12 protein-coding genes are annotated in these 16418 nt (G+C 57.1%); 5 read left to right on the top strand and 7 right to left on the bottom strand.

Features of this window, described 5'->3' with window-relative positions; translation table 11 throughout:
• Positions 1 to 66 precede the first annotated feature (66 nt).
• Positions 67 to 456: a RidA family protein gene (locus tag AUC60_RS00380; RefSeq protein ID WP_087263922.1), complete on the bottom strand. Its 390-nt coding sequence runs from the start codon at positions 454 to 456 to the stop codon at positions 67 to 69.
• A gap of 305 nt (positions 457 to 761) precedes the next feature.
• Here AUC60_RS00380 and AUC60_RS00375 point away from each other — a divergent pair, with 305 nt between their 5' ends.
• Positions 762 to 1091, top strand: a complete 330-nt coding sequence (locus AUC60_RS00375) for a DUF6388 family protein (RefSeq protein WP_087263921.1) — start codon at positions 762 to 764, stop codon at positions 1089 to 1091.
• Positions 1092 to 1191: 100 nt separating this feature from the next.
• Positions 1192 to 1518, top strand: coding sequence for a hypothetical protein (locus AUC60_RS00370; protein WP_087263919.1), 327 nt, complete (start codon positions 1192 to 1194; stop codon positions 1516 to 1518).
• A gap of 75 nt (positions 1519 to 1593) precedes the next feature.
• Here the strand turns inward: AUC60_RS00370 and AUC60_RS00365 are convergent, their stop codons facing one another.
• Both AUC60_RS00365 and AUC60_RS00360 read right to left on the bottom strand, forming a co-directional pair.
• Positions 1594 to 1938 (bottom strand): 2-oxoacid ferredoxin oxidoreductase, encoded by a 345-nt coding sequence (locus tag AUC60_RS00365; protein WP_087263917.1) that lies wholly within the window; start codon positions 1936 to 1938, stop codon positions 1594 to 1596.
• An 82-nt stretch (positions 1939 to 2020) separates the two neighbouring features.
• Entirely contained in the window at positions 2021 to 2464 is a 444-nt protein-coding gene (locus tag AUC60_RS00360; RefSeq protein ID WP_087263915.1) for a hemerythrin domain-containing protein, read from the bottom strand.
• A gap of 333 nt (positions 2465 to 2797) precedes the next feature.
• Between AUC60_RS00360 and AUC60_RS00355 the strand changes: the two genes are divergently transcribed.
• Positions 2798 to 4384, top strand: a complete 1587-nt coding sequence (locus tag AUC60_RS00355; RefSeq protein WP_087263914.1) for an ABC-F family ATPase — start codon at positions 2798 to 2800, stop codon at positions 4382 to 4384.
• Between the two features lie 202 nt (positions 4385 to 4586).
• Here the strand turns inward: AUC60_RS00355 and AUC60_RS00350 are convergent, their stop codons facing one another.
• Complete coding sequence (locus AUC60_RS00350; protein ID WP_158099082.1) at positions 4587 to 5714, bottom strand: lactonase family protein; 1128 nt, start codon at positions 5712 to 5714, stop codon at positions 4587 to 4589.
• Positions 5715 to 5886: 172 nt separating this feature from the next.
• Between AUC60_RS00350 and AUC60_RS00345 the strand changes: the two genes are divergently transcribed.
• Both AUC60_RS00345 and AUC60_RS00340 read left to right on the top strand, forming a co-directional pair.
• Entirely contained in the window at positions 5887 to 7101 is a 1215-nt protein-coding gene (locus AUC60_RS00345; protein ID WP_087263910.1) for an MFS transporter, read from the top strand.
• Between the two features lie 105 nt (positions 7102 to 7206).
• Entirely contained in the window at positions 7207 to 7956 is a 750-nt protein-coding gene (locus AUC60_RS00340) for an endonuclease/exonuclease/phosphatase family protein (RefSeq protein ID WP_087264476.1), read from the top strand.
• A 726-nt stretch (positions 7957 to 8682) separates the two neighbouring features.
• Here AUC60_RS00340 and glgB read toward each other — a convergent pair.
• The 3 genes from glgB to AUC60_RS00325 are packed head-to-tail and all read right to left on the bottom strand — an operon-like array spanning position 8683 to position 16278.
• Positions 8683 to 10914, bottom strand: coding sequence for a 1,4-alpha-glucan branching protein GlgB (gene glgB, locus AUC60_RS00335; protein ID WP_087263909.1), 2232 nt, complete (start codon positions 10912 to 10914; stop codon positions 8683 to 8685).
• Positions 10914 to 14237, bottom strand: a complete 3324-nt coding sequence (gene treS / locus AUC60_RS00330) for a maltose alpha-D-glucosyltransferase (RefSeq protein WP_087263908.1) — start codon at positions 14235 to 14237, stop codon at positions 10914 to 10916. The genes glgB and treS overlap by 1 nt, the downstream gene beginning before the upstream one ends.
• Positions 14238 to 14250: 13 nt before the next feature.
• Positions 14251 to 16278, bottom strand: a complete 2028-nt coding sequence (locus AUC60_RS00325; RefSeq protein ID WP_087263906.1) for an alpha-1,4-glucan--maltose-1-phosphate maltosyltransferase — start codon at positions 16276 to 16278, stop codon at positions 14251 to 14253.
• Between the last annotated feature and the right edge of the window lie 140 nt (positions 16279 to 16418).

Genomic DNA, 16418 nt, shown 5'->3' with positions numbered 1-16418 from the left:
TCGCGGCCTCGCGGTGCTCGTGCGCTCCTACAGGTCAACTGCTTGCCGCGAGACAACGCGTCCCGGTCAGGCTTTTTTCTTGTACGCCACGCAGTCGATCTCGACCTTGCAGTCAACCATCATGCTGGCCTGCACGCAGGCACGAGCCGGAGCGTGTTCGGGTTTGAAGTATTCGCCAAACACTTTATTGAAACTCCAGAAATCCCGTGGATCTTCCAGCCAGACGCCAACCCGGACCACATCCTCCAGGCCATAACCAGCTTCGGTAAGGATCGCGACCAGGTTTTGCAGGGTCTTGTGAGTTTGCTCAACGATGCCGCCCACAATAATTTCGCCGTTTTCTGCGGGCACCTGACCCGACACATGGAGCCAACCGTCGGCTTCAACAGCGCGAGCGAAAGGACGCGGCTGACCGCCACCGGCGACGCTACCTGCGCCATAACGAGTGATGCTCATAAAGTGCTCCTGTAAAAGATACAACCTGAATTAAATCCACCCCTGCAGGAGCTCACCGAGGTACGAGGCCAGCGATGGCGGTGTGTCAGACAAATTGCTATCGCTGGCCTCGTAACCTCGGTGAGCTCCTACAGGGTCCGTCTTTGCTGTATGTATACGATTTTATATTCCGCTATAGCGGAAACAAATCTGAAATAACGGAAAGGTGTCCGAGTGTGCCACAGCACTGGATGGAAAAAAACCAACGAGTATCATCAGTGACGGTCTGTCCTATGACATGACCGGAAATACACTTTGGAGATCCAATGGCTACAGCAGAGCATCCGCATCAATTGGCACTGGAGACTTTCCTGGCCCAGCGCCCCGAACTGCAGCAGGAGCTGGATAAACTCAACCCGCTAGCCGCTCAAGCTGCCGGACTGAGCAAGGAGCAATATCGCGAAGAGCGTTTGCATGAAGCCTTTGAGGCACAGGCAGAGCTTCAAGGGTTGTTTGCCTGGGAGCTGACACTGCAACTGACCGCTGCGAGCCCTGAGGAATATGAAAGTCAGCGGCGTGAAGTGCACAAGGAAGTGGCGCAGATGGCGGGTATGGACTGGGTGGAATATTGCGAGCTGAACAAACTGGTGCCATGACCTGGCCAAGTGCGGCATGACCGTTCGTCGCCACCCATGGCACTCTTGCAAGGGGTTGGCTGACCAATATCAGGTATCGCTCATAAATTGGAGACGTACCATGATGAAGTCAAAGACGACTAACTTTTTGCTTGCAGGCCTGCTTTCACTTTCGTTTGGTTCCGCGTTCGCAGCTTCATCCAGCACGGGTCCGGTAAAGCCTGAAACTGGCGGCGTTCAAAGCGGCTCGGCAGTGCCACCAGGCACTCATCCAGCCCCACCATCGGGCAGCACCAAAGCTGACGCTACTGGCCGCGCCTCTGATTCAGGTGCAGGCAAGTCTGTTGACGGCGGCACCACAGGCAGCTCCGTTGGCAAGGCTGGCGGCCCTGGCAAGAACGGTCCTAACGGTACCGGTGGTGGCGCTGCAGGTTCCGACGACAATTGATCGTCAGCGAACATTAAAAAGCCCGGCTCTAGAGCCGGGCTTTTTAATACGTGTTAATGCGTGCCACATTGATACTTAAAGGCAGGTCGCCAGCGCGGCGCCGCGACGCTCAGTCGCAGGATTGGAGGAAGGCGCGTAATACTGGATAGCACTCGCCCCACCTTGGGGCTGCACATCAACGAAGAATTCTGCACCCGTGTTGTAAATGGTGAAACCCTTCTCGCTGGACTGCATGAACGCGTCGGCTTCGGCCCCCATTAAAGCTTCGTCCTGCCAGGAATACTCGATGCACTGCGCAACCACAGCTGCAGTCTTCTGACTCGAATAGGTTTTGTACGGGCCATCATTTCTCGCCTGGTTGGACGGCGAAGTGCAACCCGCCAGAGCAGCCAGGGCGATTGCCGAGATCAGAAGCTTCATGACATTCCTTGAAAGCGAAAAGAGCCGAGTCTACACCGACGGGCAAGGCGCATGAACGAGACATGCGCCCTCACCTGCGTTTTCACGCTTCGGTGAGTTGCTCTTCGTATTCCTTGACGTACTTGCCGGCCAGAGTCTGCTTCTGCTTCTCATCCAGCAACTTGCCCGCCATCTGAAAAAACTTCTGCTCTTCTTCCTTCAAATGGTGGTGGACCTTCTCGGACAGCTTTTTGGCCGTGGCCAGCCACGCCGGACTGGACATCTCGGTCTCGTCCAGCGTTTCCATCATCTCGTCCATCTCATGATGTTCCGAGATCGCGTGGCGGCTCAGATCGATACCGTTGTCGTGTTCCATCAGCGGAATATAAAAGAAGCGCTCTTCGGCGGTTTCGTGAGCCTGCAATTCGGCTTTCAACTGTTTGTAGGCCTCGACACGCTCGGCATTGTCACCACTGGTCTTGACCAAAATGTCGGCATAACCGCGCTGACGGTCATGACTTTCTCGCAAAGCTTCAAAAATATTCACGGGCTGTACTCCTGGACAGCTTCCGAATGTGGAAGCGATGGTTACTAGACATCTGCGTGAAAGCAGCAGTTCAGTCCGTGAGCGGAGCAAACTGGATCCTTGCTGATTGCCATACAACTGCCACTCACTCTATGCGACAATGCGCGCCAAATTCGGCATGAATCCCGCATTCATTTCCAGTCATCCGACTCTTTATGTCGCAGATGCTGGCTAGATATGGCCCAAAGAATGGCCTCGGCCCGTGATAAAAATCGCCAGGGCAAAGACGGAAACGGGCATCAAATCGGTACCGGCTGCATCCAGCCAAATCCAAGTTATTGAAAGGTAAGGTAATTGATCTCCACAGCGAATATCACCATGCAGTTCGGCGCCAAACCCTTGTTCGAGAACGTCTCGGTCAAGTTTGGTGCCGGTAACCGTTACGGCCTGATCGGCGCCAACGGCTGCGGTAAATCCACCTTCATGAAGATCCTGGGCGGCGATCTGGAGCCTTCTGGTGGGCAAGTGATGCTGGAGCCGAATGTGCGTCTGGGTAAACTGCGCCAGGACCAGTTCGCCTACGAAGAATTTACCGTGATCGATACAGTGATCATGGGTCACGAAGAGCTGTGGAAGGTCAAGGCAGAGCGTGACCGCATCTACTCGATGCCGGAAATGACCGAAGAAGACGGCATGGCCGTGGCCGAGCTGGAAACCGAATTCGCAGAAATGGACGGCTACACCGCCGAATCGCGTGCCGGTGAGTTGCTGTTGGGCCTGGGTATCGGCATCGAACAGCACAACGGCCCGATGAGTGAAGTGTCGCCAGGCTGGAAACTGCGCGTGCTGCTGGCTCAGGCACTGTTCTCCGATCCTGAAGTGCTGTTGCTCGACGAACCGACCAACCACCTGGACATCAACACCATCCGCTGGCTGGAAAACATCCTGACCCAGCGCAACAGCCTGATGATCATCATCTCTCACGACCGCCACTTCCTGAACAGCGTGTGCACCCACATGGCTGACCTGGATTACGGCGAGTTGCGTCTGTTCCCGGGCAACTACGACGAGTACATGACCGTGGCGACGCAGTCCCGCGAGCAATTGCTGTCGGACAACGCCAAGAAGAAAGCACAGATTTCCGAGCTGCAATCATTCGTCAGCCGCTTCTCTGCGAACGCCTCGAAAGCCAAACAGGCCACTTCCCGTGCCAAGGCGATCGACAAGATCCAGCTGGCCGAAGTCAAGCCTTCGAGCCGTGTCAGCCCGTTCATCCGTTTCGAGCAGACCAAAAAGCTGCACCGCCAGGCGGTCATCGTCGAGCGCATGGCCAAAGGCTTCGACGGCAAGACACTGTTCAAGGACTTCAGCTTCCAGGTTGAAGCTGGCGAGCGCGTCGCGATCATCGGCCCTAACGGTATCGGCAAGACCACCCTGCTGCGCACGCTGGTCAACGAACTGACTCCGGACGCCGGTAGTGTCAAGTGGACCGACGCCGCGGAGTTGGGTTACTACGCTCAGGATCACGCTCACGACTTCGAAAATGACGTGACGTTATTCGACTGGATGGGCCAGTGGACTCAGGGCGAGCAAATGATTCGCGGTACTTTGGGCCGGATGCTGTTCTCCAACGACGAGATCCAGAAATCGGTCAAAGTGATCTCCGGTGGTGAGCAAGGTCGCATGCTGTTCGGCAAGCTGATCCTGCAAAAGCCAAACGTGCTGATCATGGACGAACCGACCAACCACCTGGACATGGAATCCATCGAAGCGCTGAACCTGGCACTGGAAAACTATCCGGGCACGTTGATCTTCGTCAGCCACGACCGTGAGTTCGTATCCTCGCTGGCCACCCGTATTATCGAGCTGAGCCCGAACGGCGTGACCGACTTCAGCGGCACCTACGATGACTACCTGCGTAGCCAGGGTGTGGTGTTCTGATACGCCTGATCGATCTTTGAGCTCGCAAGACCGGTAGGAGCGAACTTGTTGGCGAGGCGGAGTGTAAGGCAGTAATGCCGTTACTGAATGCCCCTCGCGAACAAGTTCGCTCCTACCGGGGCATCACTAGAGTTCTTCCACACAGTCTAAAACGCAAAAAGCCCGGTCAATCTGACCGGGCTTTTTCATTTCCAGCCACGCGCTACTTGAGCTGCAGCACCTCGATCCACAATGCGCCCTTGCCGGACTCAGCGTCACTGACACGCTTGAGCGCACCTTTATCGCCCACACTATAAACACCCACTTTGTCGGCTTTTTCACCTGTTACCAGCAACCACTTGCCATTAGGCGAGAAGGCAATGTTGCGCGGCTGTTTCTCTTCCACCGGGTAGTTATCGAGAAAGGTCAGCGCGCCGGTTGCGCCGTTCACAGCAAATGCCGATACGGAACTGGTGGTGCGCTCGGTCATGAGCAGCAGCTTGCCGTCTGGTGACAAGCGCAGATCAGCCGCCCAGATGCGCGGCGTCGGGTCATCCTTCAGGTCGTTGTTGCTCGCATCTCTCACTTCACCGTGGGCCAGTTTCAAACGCTCTGGAATACCACTGGCCTGGGCCACTTGAGTTAATGCCCCGGTCTTGTCGTCAATCGAGAACGCAGTGACGGTGCCGCTCATTTCGCCATCGACGAACAGGAACTTGCCGTCATGGGAGAACGCCAGATGCCGAGGTCCGGTTTTCGCCGGTACGCTGACAAAACCGCTGCCGATTGGCGTCAGTGCCCCCGTTTTGTCGTCCAGACGGTATTGCAGCACGTGGTCGGCGCCGAGGTTACCCGCGTAAGCAAAGCGGTTGCTCGGATCGGTGCGGACCGAGTGCGCATGCGGGCCGGTTTTGTAGGTCTGTATTTTTTCCTCAGGCTTCTTCGCAGCGTCGATGGCCTGAACCGTAATGGCGTCAGCGCCATAAGAAGCGCCCATCAAAAAGCGGCCACTGCGATCCGTGGACAGGTAAGCCAGGCTCTCGGCCAACGGTCCTCGGGACAGCTCAGTCAAGTGCCCGCTTTTGGGATCAATGCTGAAGCCCAGCACCTGGAAAGGTTTGACCCGCAAAGCGGCATACAGGACTTTACCGTCCGGACTGATAGCCATCGGGTTGACCATGTCCCCCGCCTTTGTCTGCTCTACCAGGCTCAGCTTGCCGTTCGTTTCATCAAGGCTGTACTGGGAAATCAGTCCGTCAACAGGGCTGGAAATATAAGCGAAAGTGGAGGCATTGGCGTTCATGCTTAACCCGCAGACAACGGCCGCAGCCATGAGAAGAGGTTTGCTCACAGGAGATCCTTTGTTTTTATGATTGTGGTCAGTCATCCTATGACCACTTCTGAATTCCGGCAAATACTGTTTTACAAATTGTTGCATGCTTACATCGTTAGCATGCTTTCATTTGTCAGCCAGCAAGGCCATGATGTGGCCACTCCCAACCGCCTGCCAGCGAAAGAGCCCAATGTCTGTTGCTACCCCGCCCCCGCCTGCTGCACAGCCCAGCTCCATCACGGTCACCCTGCAGATCGTGTCAGTGGTTTTCTACACCTTCGTTGCCTTCCTCTGCATCGGCCTGCCAATTGCGGTGCTGCCAGGGTACGTCCATGACCAGTTAGGTTTCAGTGCAGTCATCGCAGGTCTGACCATCGGCTCGCAATACCTGGCGACCCTGCTCAGTCGGCCGATTGCAGGGAAGATCTGTGACACCATCGGCACCCGGCTGGCGGTGGTTTATGGCATGTCCGGTATCGCAATCAGCGGCGTATTGACCTTCGCCGCCGCCATGCTCGAGCGCCTGCCCGAGGTCAGCCTGACCATTCTGATTGTCTCGCGACTGTTTCTGGGCGTATCCCAAGGACTGATCGGCGTGGGCAGCATCAGTTGGTGCATCGGCAAGGTTGGCCCGGAGCATACGGCCCGCGCGATTTCATGGAACGGTATTGCCTCCTATGGCGCCATCGCTATCGGCGCGCCATTGGGCTACCTCATGAGTCATGAATTTGGTTTCTTCACCCTCGGTATCGCATTGACGGTGATGGCTTCCATGTCACTGCTGGTCATCCGTAAACAAACGGCGCCACCAGTGATCAAGGGCGAACGTCTGCCATTCTGGTCAGTGTTTGGCCGGATAGCGCCCTTTGGTCTGAGCCTCACATTGGCGTCAATCGGCTACGGGACGATGACCACATTCATTACCCTGTTCTACGTCAGCCGTGGGTGGGAAGGTGCGGCCTGGTGCCTGAGCGTCTTCGGTGTATGTTTTATTGCCGCGCGCCTGTTGTTCATTGGCGCGATCAATCGTCTTGGCGGCTTTACCTCGGCGATTCTGTGCATGGCGGTAGAAACGCTGGGTCTGGTCCTGTTGTGGGTGGCGCCCAATACCACCGTTGCGTTGACCGGCGCCGGCCTGACCGGCCTGGGGTTGTCGCTGGTATATCCAGCGCTGGGCGTCGAAGCCATCAAGCAGGTGCCGTCCAGCAGCCGCAGTGCAGGCCTGAGTGCCTACGCGGTGTTCTTCGATCTGGCGCTGGCCATCGCCGGACCGATCATGGGCGCGATTGCCCTGGGGTTAGGCTATTCGTGGATTTTCTTCTTTGCTTCGCTGCTGTCAATTGGCGGCCTGGGCCTGACGGTACTGCTGTCTCGCCGTGCGAAGGCTCAGGTTAGCGGGGCATAAAAAAGATGAACTGGCGCACCATGCGCCAGTCCGATCTACATACCCGTTCATAGGAGCATCCGCGTGCCACCCGATCCAGCTGGCGTAACTGCCGACGTAGTGGACATGACCGATATCCATCGCTTGCGCGTGCTGACGGTGAATACCCACAAAGGCTTCACTGCGCTCAATCGACGTTTCATCCTCCCCGAGCTACGCGAGGCCGTGCGCAGCACGAGCGCCGACCTGGTGTTTCTTCAGGAAGTGTTGGGCAGTCATGAACGTCACGCCTCGCGACACGCTGACTGGCCAGAGACTTCGCACTATGAATTCCTCGCCGACAGCATGTGGAGCGACTTCGCCTATGGCCGTAACGCGGTGTATCCCGATGGCCACCACGGCAACGCAATTCTCTCCAAATACCCGATCCTGCAGCACCGCAATCTGGATATTTCCATCACCGGCCCTGAACGCCGTGGCTTGCTGCATTGCGTGCTACAAGTGCCTGGTCACGATGAGGTTCACGCGATTTGCGTGCACCTGAGCCTGCTGGAAAGTCACCGTCAGTTGCAGCTCGACCTGCTCTGCAAATTGCTGGACTCCTTGCCCAGCCACGCACCCGTGATCATCGCGGGGGATTTCAACGACTGGCAACTGCGCGGCAACAAGCGTCTGGCCCGTTGTGAATACCTGCATGAAGCGTTCGAGCGTCATCACGGTGCGCTGGCCAAATCCTATCCGGCACGCTTCCCGATGCTGCGTCTGGACCGGGTTTATCTGCGTAACGCGACCAGTCATGAGCCGCGGATTCTGGGCAACAAGCCCTGGACACACCTCTCTGACCACCTGCCTTTAGCGGTTGAAGTGCATCTGTAACTGCGAACGTCTGAAAATAGGTTGTAGTGCAGCCGGCACATAATCCTGTGGGAGCTGGGCTTGCCCGCGATAAGGACGACTCGGCTCACCTGCAACACCGCGGCATCTGCATCGCGGGCAAGCCCGGCTCCCACAAGTGAAAGCGAGCACCTGCCAAAGCAAAGCTGCCAGCGACGGCATACTTCACAAGATGCTATCGCGCAGCCTGCACATCACCCTGTAGGAGCTGGACTTGCCCGCGATATGGACGAATCGGTTCACCTGCAAAATCGCGGCGTCTGCATCGCGGGCAAGCCCGGCTCCCACGAGAGACCGCGATCACCTGCGCAAGCAAAGTGGCCAGCGACGGCTTACTTCACAGGAAGCTATCGCGCAGCCAGCAAATAACCCTGTGGGAGCTGGGCTTGCCCGCGATATGGACGACTCGGTTCACCTGCAACACCGCAGCGTCTGCATCGCGGGCAAGCCCGGCTCCCACAAGAGACCGCGATCACCTGCACAAGCAAAGTGGCCAGCGGCGGCTTACTTCACAGGAAGCTATCGCGCAGCCAGCAAATAACCCTATGGGAGCTGGGCTTGCCCGCGATAAGGACGACTCGATTAACCCGCAACACCGCGGTATCTGCATCGCGGGCAAGCCCGGCTCCCACAGGACTGGATCTCCTATGAATGCCGGGCTTGGTCTGAGCGGCATTCCGACGATGAGACTAGATGCAGTGGGCCGGCTTAACCCTCACTCGCCTTGGGCTTGAGAATCAAAACAGCCAACGGCGGCAGATTTAGTGCCAGCGACACCGGCTGCCCATGGCTCTTGACCTCATCAGCATGCACACCGCCGCCGTTACCCAGATTCGAACCTGCGTACATCTCGGCGTCGCTGTTCAGCAACTCGATCCAGTTGCCGCCAAACGGCACGCCTACGCGATAACCTTCGCGCGGTACCGGGGTCAGGTTGGCAATCACCAGCAAAGGTTCGCCCTCCTTGCTCCAGCGCATATAGGCAAACACGCTATTGGCGGCGTCGTCACCGATCAGCCACTGAAAGCCCATCGGCTCGGTATCACGCTCGTGCAGCGCTTTCTCTTCGCGATAAACCCGGTTGAGGTCGCTCACCAGTTTTTTCACGCCGATATGTTCTGCGTATTGCAGCAAATACCAATCCAGTTGCTCGTCATGATTCCATTCACGCCACTGGCCGAACTCGCAGCCCATGAACAACAGCTTCTTGCCTGGATGGGTCCACATGAACGTCAGGTAAGCCCGCAAGTTGGCAAATTTCTGCCAGCGATCACCCGGCATTTTATCGATCAGCGAATGCTTGCCGTGAACCACTTCGTCGTGGGAGATCGGCAGGATGAATTTCTCCGACCAGGCATACATCAGGCCGAAACTCAGTTCGCTGTGGTGATGAGCACGATGAATCGGGTCCTGCTGCATGTAGTGCAGTGTGTCGTGCATCCAGCCCATGTTCCACTTGTAGGCAAAACCAAGCCCGCCTTGCTGCGTGGTCTGGCTGACACCTGGCCAAGCCGTTGACTCTTCAGCGATGACGAGCGTGCCCGGTGCTTCCAGCGCGACCACGTCATTGAGATGGCGCAAGAAGTCGATTGCCTCAAGGTTTTCGCGACCGCCAAAGCGGTTCGGTACCCACTCACCGGCTTTACGCGAATAGTCGCGATACAGCATCGAAGCCACAGCATCCACGCGCAGACCGTCAATGTGGTAATGCTTGAGCCAGTGCAACGCCGAGGCCAGCATAAAACCGTGCACTTCGGTGCGGCCCAGGTTGTAAATCAGTGTGTCCCAGTCCTGATGGAAGCCTTCCTGCGGGTTGGCATATTCATACAATGCCGTACCGTCAAACTGCGCCAGACCGTGGGTATCGGTCGGAAAGTGCGCAGGCACCCAGTCGAGAATCACACCGATCTCAGCCTGGTGGCAGGCATCGACGAATGCCGCAAAATCCTCGGGCGAGCCGTAGCGCGAAGTCGGAGCAAATTGCGCCAGCAGTTGATAGCCCCAGGAACCACCAAACGGGTGCTCCATGATTGGCATCAATTCGATGTGGGTGAAACCCAGCTCTTTCACATACGGAATCAAACGGTCAGCCAGCTCACGCCAGTTGTACTGACGCCACTGGCCTTCGTCGTTCTGTTCCATCTGCCACGAACCAGCGTGCAGTTCGTAGATCGACAACGGCGCGTTGGTTGCGTGGCGATCGCCTCGCGATTGCAGCCAGTCGTTGTCGTGCCACTCAAAATGCAGCGGTGCCGACACCTTGGAAGCGGTGTCCGGTGGCAGGGTTGTCGCCAACGCCATCGGGTCCGACTTGAGCGGCAGAATCCCGTGAGCGCCGAGAATCTCGAACTTGTAGAGTTCGCCCGGCTGCAACCGGGGAACGAAAATTTCCCAGACGCCTGTAGGATGGCGCAAACGCATCGGATGACGGCGGCCGTCCCAATTGTTGAAGCTGCCGACCACTGAAACCCGTCGCGCGTTGGGTGCCCAGACGGAAAAGCGCACGCCCTGAATGCCTTCGACCGTCGTCACTTGTGCGCCGAGGCAACTGCTCAAATCGCGGTGATTACCCTCGGCAAACAGGTACAAGTCCATCTCGCCCAGTAACGGGCCGAAGCTGTAAGGGTCTTCAGTGATTTGCTCGCCGCCTGCCCAGTTGATTTTCAGCAGGTAAGGCTGGACGTCGGGAAAACGCCCGACAAAAAAACCGGGGACCTCGCTCATTTCCAGCGCACCCAGTTCATGCCCGCCTTCACGGGCAAGCACTGTCACGCTTAACGCCGCAGGCAGGTAAGCACGAATGATCTGCCCGTTGGCGCCATCGCCATGGGGGCCCAGTATCGAAAACGGATCACGGTGTTCGGCACGGATCAATGCATCCATGTCTACAGCGGCGGGCATCAATCGCGAGCCCGCGCCGGTTTTGTCAGGCGCATTCATCAAGATTCTCCATCAGACAGATTGAGCAGACCACGTAAACCTTGCAACGGCACGGACAACCAGGTCGGGCGGTTTTCAGCTTCGTAGACCACTTCATAAGCGGTTTTTTCCAAAGTGAACAGCTCAAGCGCCGCTTTTTCACCCTTGGTGTCTTTCCAGGCGTGGGCCAACCCGGCAGTCGCCGACCGGTAACCTTCGATAAACGCTTCACGGGCCTGGTTCAAATAAGTTTCAGCCACACGGCGACGCGCTTCACTGGCCTCAGGTGACGTATCGACACTTTGCGCGCTGCGCACTGCCATCGCCGCCGCGTAATCGAACGAGCGAAGTACGCCACTGACGTCCTTGAACGGGCTGTACTTGGCGCGTCGCTCCTGAACGGAGCGCGCCGGCTCACCTTCGAAGTCAATCAGATAGGCATCGCCTTTGACCACCAATACCTGACCGAGGTGCAGGTCGCCATGAACCCTGATCCGCAGCCCACCTACTGAACGTTTGGCCAACCCTTGCACGTGGGCCAGAACCTTCTTGCGGTTGGCCAGCAAATCACTGACCAGTTGCTGATCTACCGGTTCCAAAGCTGCTTTGTTCTGCTCCAGCAACTGCAGCGCGTGTTCCATTTGGGCGGTGACGCTTTTACCGGAGGCCTGGCTGTCCTTGACGCTGGTGACTTCCACTGCAAAATCCGGATTGTCGGTAGCGGCGGCAAGGACCTGATGCATTTCGCCCAGGCGTTTGCCGAGATTGCCTGCGAAGTCCTCCAGTTCCAGCAGCGCGTTGTAATGCTGCTCCTGTCCGGAAATACTGTGGGACATCTCGTCGCGAACGGCCCGCTCCAGATTGTTCTGGGTCCATTCCCACGCATCGCCCTGATTGCTCAGATAACCTTGGGCAATCATCAGCAAGTGATGCTGACCATCATTACCGACACGTACCACGGAACCCAACAACGGCGAGATGTATTTGTAACCCGCATTAGTCAGATAAGCGCCCATCTCCAGTTCAGGATGGATGCCCGGATTGACCCGGCGAATCATTTTCAGCACCAGGCTGCTGCCAACCACCACCGAGCTGTTCGACTGCTCGGCCGACAGGTAACGCACTTCCGACTCATTGCCCAGGCCAAGCGGCGGCAATTGAGACGTGTGCTCGAAACGCAGTTCCCCTTCGCTGCTAGGCAGCACAGTTTGCACCTGCATACCGTGTACCACTGCGCGAATGAAGGTCTCCAGCGTAAATGCGTCGGTGACCAAACCCACCTGACGACCGCGACGCACACGAGCCAGAGCCAGTTGCTGAGGCAAGGCGCTGCTGATGTCATCCTCGGCCAGCATGCCAAACGGCAATTGGTAACGGGCATGATGATCGCCCGCCGTGACTTCGATTTCGCTCAGCAATACCGGATGTGCAGCATCGCCAAAGCGCACCGCATAAGCGATGTGGACCTTGTCGATGGCCTTGTCCTTGGCCGCAAACCAGCGACGTTTGGGCAGGTAGAGCGCCAGCGAATTCTGTTCCATCACGGTGCGCAGGGGTTCTTCGAGCAACTCTTCGAGGCGTTTTTTCAGGACCATGGTCGGGAAATCCGGGATGCTTTGCGCAGGCTCCACATGCCAGCTAGGCATCTGATTTTCTGCGGCAAGCAAGAACCAATAGAAGCCATAAGGCGGCAGCGTCAACAGGTAATTCAGCTGGCCAATGGGCGGGAATGCACTGCCGCCAAGCATTTCCACGGGCACCGTGCCCGCATAGGCTGACAGCTCAAGTTCGGCGGCCTGAGAGGCGCTGGACATGTTGGCAACGCACAGGATGATCTCGGTCTTTCCGTCAGGCCCGGTGTATTCCCGGGTATAAGCAAGAATCCGTCGGTTGCTCGGCGAGAGCATTTTCAGCACGCCGCGCCCGAACGCCTTCTGCTGCTTGCGCACAGCCAACATGCGCCGATTCCAGTTCAGCAGCGAATGCGGATCGTTGTTCTGGGTTTCCACGTTGACTGACTGAAAGCCGTACAGCGGATCCATGATCGGCGGCAGCACCAGACTTGCCGGATCAGCGCGCGAGAAGCCGCCATTACGGTCGATGGTCCACTGCATTGGAGTTCGCACCCCATCCCGGTCACCGAGGTAGATGTTGTCGCCCATGCCAATCTCGTCGCCGTAGTACAACGTCGGCGTACCCGGCATCGACAAGAGCATGCTGTTGAGCAGCTCGACGCGGCGACGATCGCGCTGCACTAATGGCGCCAGACGTCGACGGATACCCAGATTGATTCGTGCGCGGCGGTCAGCGGCGTAGTAGTTCCACAAGTAATCGCGCTCGCGATCGGTGACCATTTCCAGGGTCAGCTCATCGTGGTTGCGCAGGAAGATAGCCCACTGACAGTTAGCCGGAATCTCCGGGGTCTGCCGCAGGATATCGGTGATCGGGAAGCGGTCTTCCTGGGCCAGCGCCATGTACATGCGTGGCATCAACGGAAAGTGGAACGCCATATGGCACTCATCACCGTCATCGCCCTTTTTATCACCGAAGTACAGCTGGGTGTCTTCCGGCCACTGGTTGGCCTCCGCCAGGAGCATGCGATCAGGATAGTTGGCATCGATTTCCGCACGAATCTGTTTAAGCACCGTGTGGGTTTCAGGCAGATTTTCGTTGTTGGTCCCGTCGCGCTCGATCAGGTACGGAATCGCGTCCAGACGCAGGCCATCAATGCCCATGTCCAGCCAGTAACGCATCACGTCTAACACGGCTTCCATCACCAGCGGGTTATCGAAATTCAGATCCGGCTGGTGGGAATAGAAGCGGTGCCAGAAATACTGCTCAGCGACCGGATCCCAGGTCCAGTTGGACTTTTCGGTGTCGAGAAAAATAATCCGCGTGCCGTCGTATTTGTCGTCGGTATCAGACCAGACGTAGAAATCCCGCGCCTTGGAACCCTTCTTGGCCTTACGAGCCTTCTGGAACCAGGGGTGCTGATCCGAGGTGTGGTTGATCACCAGTTCAGTGATTACCCGCAAACCGCGTTTGTGCGCTTCGGCGATGAACTTCTTTGCATCCGCCATGGTGCCGTAGTCGCTGTGCACCCCTTTGTATTCGGCAATGTCATAACCATCATCACGACGTGGCGACGGGTAGAACGGCAGCAACCAGATGGTGTTTACACCCAGTTCGGCAATGTAATCCAGCTTGGAGATCAGACCAGGGAAGTCGCCGATGCCATCGTTATTGGAATCGAAGAACGATTTCACGTGGACCTGATAAATCACTGCATCCTTGTACCAGAGCGGGTCTTTAATGAAGGCCGCGCTCTTGGGTTTCTTTGCCATGATTCATTCCCTGTTAATTGGACTGGATACGCCAGATGCCGAAAGGCTGATACGCGGGATCAATACGCATGAACTGAGACTTTCCGTACCAGGTCCAGCGGTGTCCGGTCATCAAATCCTCGCCGGAGGTAGCCGCGTCATCTGGTAAACCCATTTCCCACAATGGCAATTCGAAATGCGCTTCCTGCGCATTGAATGGATCAAGGTTGACGGCAACCAGAACAAAGTTGCTGCCATCGGCGCTGCGCTTGCCGAAATACAGAATGTTGTCGTTCCAGGCCGTGTACAGCTTCAAGCCCAGATGGGTGTGCAACGCTGGATTCTGGCGGCGAATCCGATTGAGCTGCGCAATCTCGGCAATAATGTTGCCAGGCGCGGTGTAGTCCCGAGGGCGCAACTGGTACTTCTCGGAGTCCAGATATTCTTCCTTGCCCGGTACTGGCGCCGACTCACACAGTTCGAAGCCGGAATACATGCCCCACAGCCCCGAACCCATGGTTGCCAACGCTGCACGAATGAGGAATCCGGCCCGCCCGGACTCATGCAAGAAGTGCGGATTGATATCGGGTGTGTTGACGAAGAAGTTCGGCCGGTAGCAATCACGCCACGGAGCCTGATTAAGCTCGGTGAAGTACTGCGACAGCTCGGCCTTGGTGTTGCGCCAGGTGAAATAGGTGTAGCTCTGGGAGTAACCAACCTTGCCCAGCCGCGCCATCATCGCTGGTTTGGTGAAGGCTTCCGCAAGGAACATCACGTCCGGGTGCTGACTGCGAACGTCATCGATCATCCACTGCCAGAAAGGCAACGGTTTGGTGTGCGGGTTGTCGACCCGGAAAATCTTCACGCCCTCCTCGACCCAGCCCAGCACCACGTCGCGCAATTCCAGCCACAGGCCCGGAATAGCGTCTGGCGCATAAAAATCGACGTTAACGATGTCCTGATACTTTTTAGGCGGATTTTCCGCATAACGGATCGTGCCGTCCGGACGCCAGGTAAACCAGCCCGGATGTTCTTTGAGCCAAGGGTGATCCTGCGAACACTGAATCGCGAAATCGAGGGCGATTTCAAGACCATGCTCAGCGGCAGCGGCTACCAGATTGCGGAAGTCTTCACGGCTACCCAACTGCGGATGAATCGCGTCGTGGCCGCCGTCTTCGCTGCCGATGGCATAAGGGCTGCCAGGATCATCCGGACCAGCCGTCAGGGAGTTGTTAGGCCCTTTGCGATGGGCGCGGCCGATGGGATGAATCGGCGGGAAATACAACACGTCGAAGCCCATGTCGCGAATCGTCGGCAACCGGCTGTGCACGTCATTAAAGGTGCCGTGACGCTCGGGATCATCAGTGATCGAACGCGGGAACAGTTCGTACCAACTGGCAAATTGCGCCAACTCACGCTCTACATCGAGAGGGAACTCAATGCTGCGACTCAGGAACGCGTGGTTGTCGGCCTGACTCATCAGCCCCGACGTTTCGCTGTTCAGCAGCATAGCCACGCGGGCTTCAGGCTCAGCCTTTTCAAGCTCGGCCAACACGCCAAGAATCTGTTCCTTGAGTTCGCCCGAGCTGCGCTCAGCGGCGTGTTCGAGGTGAATCCGGCCTTCAGTCAACTCCAGCTCGATCGAAACGCCGGCACCGAACTTCTTCTCCAGCTCATAGCGATAGCTGGCGAACTGATCGATCCATGCTTCCAGCCGGAAAATGTAACGGCTAACAGCAGTCGGGGTGAACTCGCCTACCCAGCTGTCATTTCCCAACTCCTGCATAGGCGCGCTATGCCAGTTTTCTTCAGTCACCGAACGCCAGCGGATGTGCACGGCCAGCTTGTCATGACCGTCAGCAAACACCTTGCTGGTCACTGTGACGGGCTGGCCGATAATGCCTTTGACAGCAAACAGGCCACCCTCGATGACCGGAGTCGTGTCTTCAATCACGATGCGCGGCAATTGCAGGGCTTGAGTCAAAGGTAAAGGTCGAGTCGGGTTTGGAACATCACGGGCCAGGGAATCCGGGCCATACGGTTGATCAGCGGTCACATTCATCGAGCATCACTCCTCACGCCCCTGGGGGACGCTCCTGTGCAATCCATGCATTGACGATGGTCAGGCCGCCTTACCGCCGGCTACCTGAGCAAGAATTTTCTGGCGGCCACAGTCAATTGACTGAATCCGGCCTACTGGTT

This window comes from Pseudomonas caspiana (assembly GCF_002158995.1).
GTDB classification, from domain to species: Bacteria; Pseudomonadota; Gammaproteobacteria; order Pseudomonadales; family Pseudomonadaceae; genus Aquipseudomonas; species Aquipseudomonas caspiana.
Note: the sequence above shows the minus strand (reverse complement) of the source record. Positions and strands in the feature narration are given on the sequence as shown.

Excerpts from the sequence above, each read along its gene's own strand:
- AUC60_RS00380 (WP_087263922.1), bottom strand. The coding sequence starts at position 456 with ATGAGCATCACTCGTTATGGCGCAGGTAGCGTCGCCGGTGGCGGTCAG.
- AUC60_RS00375 (WP_087263921.1), top strand. The coding sequence starts at position 762 with ATGGCTACAGCAGAGCATCCGCATCAATTGGCACTGGAGACTTTCCTG.
- AUC60_RS00370 (WP_087263919.1), top strand. The coding sequence starts at position 1,192 with ATGATGAAGTCAAAGACGACTAACTTTTTGCTTGCAGGCCTGCTTTCA.
- AUC60_RS00365 (WP_087263917.1), bottom strand. The coding sequence starts at position 1,938 with ATGAAGCTTCTGATCTCGGCAATCGCCCTGGCTGCTCTGGCGGGTTGC.
- AUC60_RS00345 (WP_087263910.1), top strand. The coding sequence starts at position 5,887 with ATGTCTGTTGCTACCCCGCCCCCGCCTGCTGCACAGCCCAGCTCCATC.
- AUC60_RS00340 (WP_087264476.1), top strand. The coding sequence starts at position 7,207 with ATGACCGATATCCATCGCTTGCGCGTGCTGACGGTGAATACCCACAAA.
- glgB (WP_087263909.1), bottom strand. The coding sequence starts at position 10,914 with ATGAATGCGCCTGACAAAACCGGCGCGGGCTCGCGATTGATGCCCGCC.
- treS (WP_087263908.1), bottom strand. The coding sequence starts at position 14,237 with ATGGCAAAGAAACCCAAGAGCGCGGCCTTCATTAAAGACCCGCTCTGG.
- AUC60_RS00325 (WP_087263906.1), bottom strand. The coding sequence starts at position 16,278 with ATGAATGTGACCGCTGATCAACCGTATGGCCCGGATTCCCTGGCCCGT.